The organism is Nostoc sp. CALU 1950, assembly GCF_051172895.1.
In the GTDB taxonomy this organism is placed as follows: Bacteria; Cyanobacteriota; Cyanobacteriia; order Cyanobacteriales; family Nostocaceae; genus Nostoc; species Nostoc edaphicum_A.
This window is the reverse complement of the sequence record NZ_JBDNJQ010000284.1, coordinates 1-4,412: the sequence shown is the minus strand read 5'-3', so window position 1 is coordinate 4,412 and position 4,412 is coordinate 1. Positions and strand designations below refer to the sequence as shown.

Annotated in this window: 3 protein-coding genes and 1 pseudogene; 1 reads left to right on the top strand and 3 read right to left on the bottom strand. The window is 41.7% G+C overall.

Features of this window, described 5'->3' with window-relative positions; translation table 11 throughout:
• Positions 1–90: 90 nt before the first annotated feature.
• Entirely contained in the window at positions 91–2,502 is a 2,412-nt protein-coding gene (locus ABF638_RS36745) for a sucrose synthase (protein ID WP_435027680.1), read from the bottom strand.
• A gap of 909 nt (positions 2,503–3,411) precedes the next feature.
• Here ABF638_RS36745 and ABF638_RS36740 point away from each other — a divergent pair.
• Positions 3,412–3,612: pseudogene (locus ABF638_RS36740) on the top strand (HetP family heterocyst commitment protein); the annotation flags it as partial.
• Here the strand turns inward: ABF638_RS36740 and ABF638_RS36735 are convergent.
• Together ABF638_RS36735 and ABF638_RS36730 are read right to left on the bottom strand one after the other, a co-directional pair.
• Positions 3,610–3,810 carry a hypothetical protein gene (locus ABF638_RS36735; protein WP_435027679.1) on the bottom strand — a complete coding sequence of 67 codons (201 nt, stop codon included), beginning with the start codon at positions 3,808–3,810 and terminating at the stop codon, positions 3,610–3,612. The pseudogene ABF638_RS36740 and the gene ABF638_RS36735 sit on opposite strands and share 3 nt — an antisense overlap.
• Positions 3,811–3,847: 37 nt before the next feature.
• Positions 3,848–4,412, bottom strand: a 565-nt coding sequence (locus tag ABF638_RS36730; protein WP_435027678.1) for a WD40 repeat domain-containing protein, incomplete at its 5' end; no start/stop codon positions are given.

Below are 4,412 nucleotides of genomic sequence, written 5' to 3'. Positions count from 1 at the left end.
TGAGGTGGATGAACGGAGTTCTGAGGTGGATGAACGGAGTTCCGAGGTGGATGAAACCAGTTTTAACTCTCCCCTGCTCCCCTACCTCCCTCACCCACCCAGATGTTTTTCCAAAATCTTTTCGACTCTGGGCTTATAAATGAGATGAAATAAGGTTTCCATATACCGATCTCTGGCTTCGTTATTTTCGGGAGCAACAAAGTTCCAAAAACTAAACATTTTAGCAAGTAGTAATAATTGATTACTATGTAAATGCCAATTATATTTATGATGAATTCGCTGACTCATCCATTCTGAAACTTCGTGCCAGTATTCACCATGAGCTTCACATTTTTCAAGGAAATCTAAAATTTTATTTGCTGTTCCTTCTAAGTCCGTCGGATTAATATTAAATCCGTTTTCTTGGTTTTCGATAATTTCTAAAGAACCGCCAAATTGAGTAGTGAAAGTTGGCAAGCCGGAAATCATCGCTTCCAAAATACTCCGTCCGAAGGATTCAAAGCGGGCAAAATGGGCATAAATTCCCTGAGAATCTGCAACTACTCGGTAGGCTTCACCGAGTTCCCTGCTAGGGATACGCATCCCCACCCAGCGAATCTTGCCATAGAGATTATATTGATCAATAACGTCGTAGAGTTTTTGAATTTCTTCTGCTTCTTCTATGTTTGTAGCTTCATGTGGATGTAGTTTACTAATTAAAAGAATCAGGTTACAATGCTCTTGCAACGCCTGACTTTTACCAAAACATTCAGCTAACCCAGTGAGATTTTTGATTGAAGTGATGGTATCAACGGCAAAGATTGGTCGCTTGTTAGGGTAATCTAAATGACCAAATATTTGGGGGTCTTCGCGGCTAAAGAGTAAGTCGTGAACTTGTGTGCAAAGGTGAGAATCTCGGTCTTCTTTTTGACTATAGGGAAAGAAAATATCTTCATTTACTCCCGGCGGCACTAAGTTAAATTTAGGACTAAACAAATCAATGCCATCAACCACATGATACAACTGTGGCATTGTAAAGCATTTATACGACTCGTATTGACCTACGGTATCAGGTGTGCCGACAATTTCTTGATAGGATGAGGTGATGATAAAGTCGGCTGCATTCATGCTAATCAAATCAGCGGTGAATTGTGCCGAGAAGTGGTATTGATCTTCTAAATCTTGCCAATATAAATTGCTAAATAAATATTTAGGTTTTTCCAAGGAATGGGCAATGTTGCACTGGGTGACTTTCATCCGGCGAGATAGGAGAAAAGCTACTAAATTCCCGTCGCTGTAGTTACCAATAATAAGATTAGGTTTGACTTTAAATTGAGCTAGTAATTGTTTTTCTGCATCTACCGCAAATTGTTCTAAATAAGGCCAAATCTCAAATTTAGAAATCCAATTATTCGTGATTTCCGGATTGAATTCACCAAAAGGAACGCGCAATATCCAAGCATTTTCAGTATCTTCAACTTTTTCTAAGTGCAGATTACAAAATGTCCCTTCACAGTTAGGAATTAGCCGGGTGAGAATAATTACATGAGGTTTAATGCCTAGTTGATCGAGTCCAGCGAGTTTAATTTGTTCACACAGTTCGTTTTCTAAGCTGCGGGCTTGTTCGAGGACGTAGATAACTTGACCAAGTGTTTCATCTCTTCCCAAAACATCTTGCTGTCCAACCCAGCCGTGGATGGAAACGAGGACGACGCGAAAGACGGCGGGGACGCGGGCTACAAATGTTTCTAAAATGCCGGGTTCTGGGGAGTAAATAAGCCGATCTAGGAGTTCTAAGGTTTCAGAGACTCGCGCCGCAGTGTTACCCCAACCTGGCTCAAAGCCGAGGTCTTGGAGGTCAAAGCGGAAGTTTTCATAAGGTTCATCAGGCGATCGCTCATTCAGCAATTTGAGGGCTGGCTTAATTTGTTTGGCTAACTGAATACCGGAAGGAATGCGATCGCTCAACAATAGGCGAATACCATCGTATTGCAGCCCATGTAACGCTTGAAATAACATTTCTACCCAATATTGGGGGTCAGTCAACAATTGACTGCACAGGTAACGGTTGAGGAATGCTAAACCTTGACCTATATTTCTGGGGTCGTCGATTCTTGGGGAACCTTCATAGAAGGGGTGGAGGTCGATTTCGAGGATGTGGGGTTGGTAGCGGTTGACTGAGCGATCTCTCACATCTAACAGCGCTTGAGGCGTCATTTGCTCAAACCGACTCAAATCGGCTGTCAATTTCCAAACTTCTTGGTTAGCAATTGTGGGTCGAATCACAAACCAAGTACTTTCCTCTTCGAGAATTATTTCGTGGGTGTACTGTATCAGTTTGCCAACAGAAGAAGAGTAGTAAAAATAGGCTGGCTTTTGGGATTGATGACAGTAATCGGCAAAAGATTGCAAAATCTCATTTCTCAGGAAGTAACGCTTACCTGAAACACTCAACGCATAAATTAACTGATGTAGAGCAGTTTTTTCATCACCGTTGAAGACAGCTTGAACTAGTTCATACATGATGACGAATTCCAGAAATTTAGCTAGGTCACGACCTCATTTTTTTTCAGTCTCCGGTTTTCTGAGGTACATTTCCCCCATAATGGTAAATAACTGTAAGAATCTTTACGTCTAGCTGTGGGATGAAACTCTGTAAGTCTATGGTATTAGAGGATGTTTGAAAAGTTCTCTTGCCAGTATCAAAAATTTTAGATCCCCCTAAATCCACGCCACTTGCTCTACTTGGGGAGACCCCAAGACCGCAGTGGCTCCCCTTAAAAAGGGGGACTTTGATTCTGGTTCCCCCCTTTTTAAGGCTAGGGGCGATCTAAAAGTGCCTAAAGTCACAGCGAAACACTTTTCAAACAACCTCTTAGAGCATTGGAGATTGGGCATTGGGTATTACACTAAATAGGCAGTTATTGAGCAGGGAGGAAGTTTTAGCAAGTCTTTCCCCAATGTCCAAATTTAAAAAACTGCCAATTTGGCTGGAGTGGCAGCAAAGACAGATTATTCTATGTATATAAGTTAGTTCTCAATCAGGCATAAAACACTATTCCCGATTAAGCAATACAGCAAAATTTGAGCGATACCTTCGGTGGGCTACGCCAACGCCAGTAGAACATCATCCTATAAATATAGGAATTACGCAAAACTATATGCTGTAGGAGCAATTCATGAATTGCCCCTACCTGAAAATCATTCTTTTCGGCTATTGTTTGCGTAAGCCCTGAAATCAATTAAATCCAGGAAGTTTTAGCATAACAAACCAAATGTAAGCAGATTAAAGGCTAATCAATATAGTCACTGCCAAAATTATCAACCGTCGTCGTTGTATTGCAGATATATTGCTCAAGCCAATTCAGAAAACAGAATATGGTGGAATAAACTGATACACCTCGATTTAGATAACTTACATCAGGGTTAGCTATGAACTACCACATTTCTTCTTCTCAGAAAAATTTTCACAAAGCCATTAGTCCAGAACAATTAGAGCAGGTTATGGAAGCCATTACCGATGGACGATATTCCTGGGCTTGTGTACTGATTTTGCGTTTCGTTGGTTACAATCCACTCCACTTTATTCCCCAACGAACTTACAGCCGTTTAATGAAAGACAATAGCCAGTTATGATGTCTTGCTGGATGCGATCGTCATCACCCACTCACAATCAATCCCCACCTTGTTATACCAATTCACAATTCGCAGTGACGCTCGTTCGCCCTTGGCGTGCCGTAGGCAAGACTCGCTAACGCAATTCGCAATTAATAATGCCAATACAGCTGGGGTGACATCAACCTCTTTCTTTAGAAGCGGCGCAGGATGCATTCAAAACTTTTATTGCAGTTGTCAACCGTAGTCCGAATTATTGGTTCTCTGTGAGTACTGATTGCCAAGCAAGGCGATCTTTCCAGTGCGATGTGAAATTAAGTTGAACTGCTTGCTTAAAGTCTTCTAAAGGTGCTGAAAAAGTTTTCTCTTTTAGCTTTGCTGCACCTTGGTTGTTCAACTGTTTAGGGAATTGTGGATTCCATACATATTTTTGACAAGTTTGGTAGGCAATTTCTACATCACTGCTATTTTCAGGATTTTGAAAGATGGGATGATAATGTAACCTGTTACAGCAAACTTGCAACCATTCTTGCCACCCACACTGCCACAAGCGGACTGTTCCATCAAGACTACCACTGACAATCAGTTTACCATCAGGGCTAAAAGCTGCGGAATTTACCCAATACTCATGTCCGCGCCAAGGTTGACCAATGGGGTTGCCGTGAATATCCCACAAACGGATTGTCGAATCATTGCTGGCACTGACAATCCACTGACCATCAGGGCTAAAGGCGACAGAATTAACTTCTTTTTCATGTCCGTGCCAAGGTTGACCAATGGGGTTGCCGTGAATATCCCACAAACGGATTGTCGAATCA

What these genes read in the sequence shown, in the direction of transcription:
- ABF638_RS36735 (WP_435027679.1), bottom strand. Translation starts at nt 3,810, where the DNA reads ATGCATCCTGCGCCGCTTCTAAAGAAAGAGGTTGATGTCACCCCAGCT.
- ABF638_RS36745 (WP_435027680.1), bottom strand. Translation starts at nt 2,502, where the DNA reads ATGTATGAACTAGTTCAAGCTGTCTTCAACGGTGATGAAAAAACTGCT.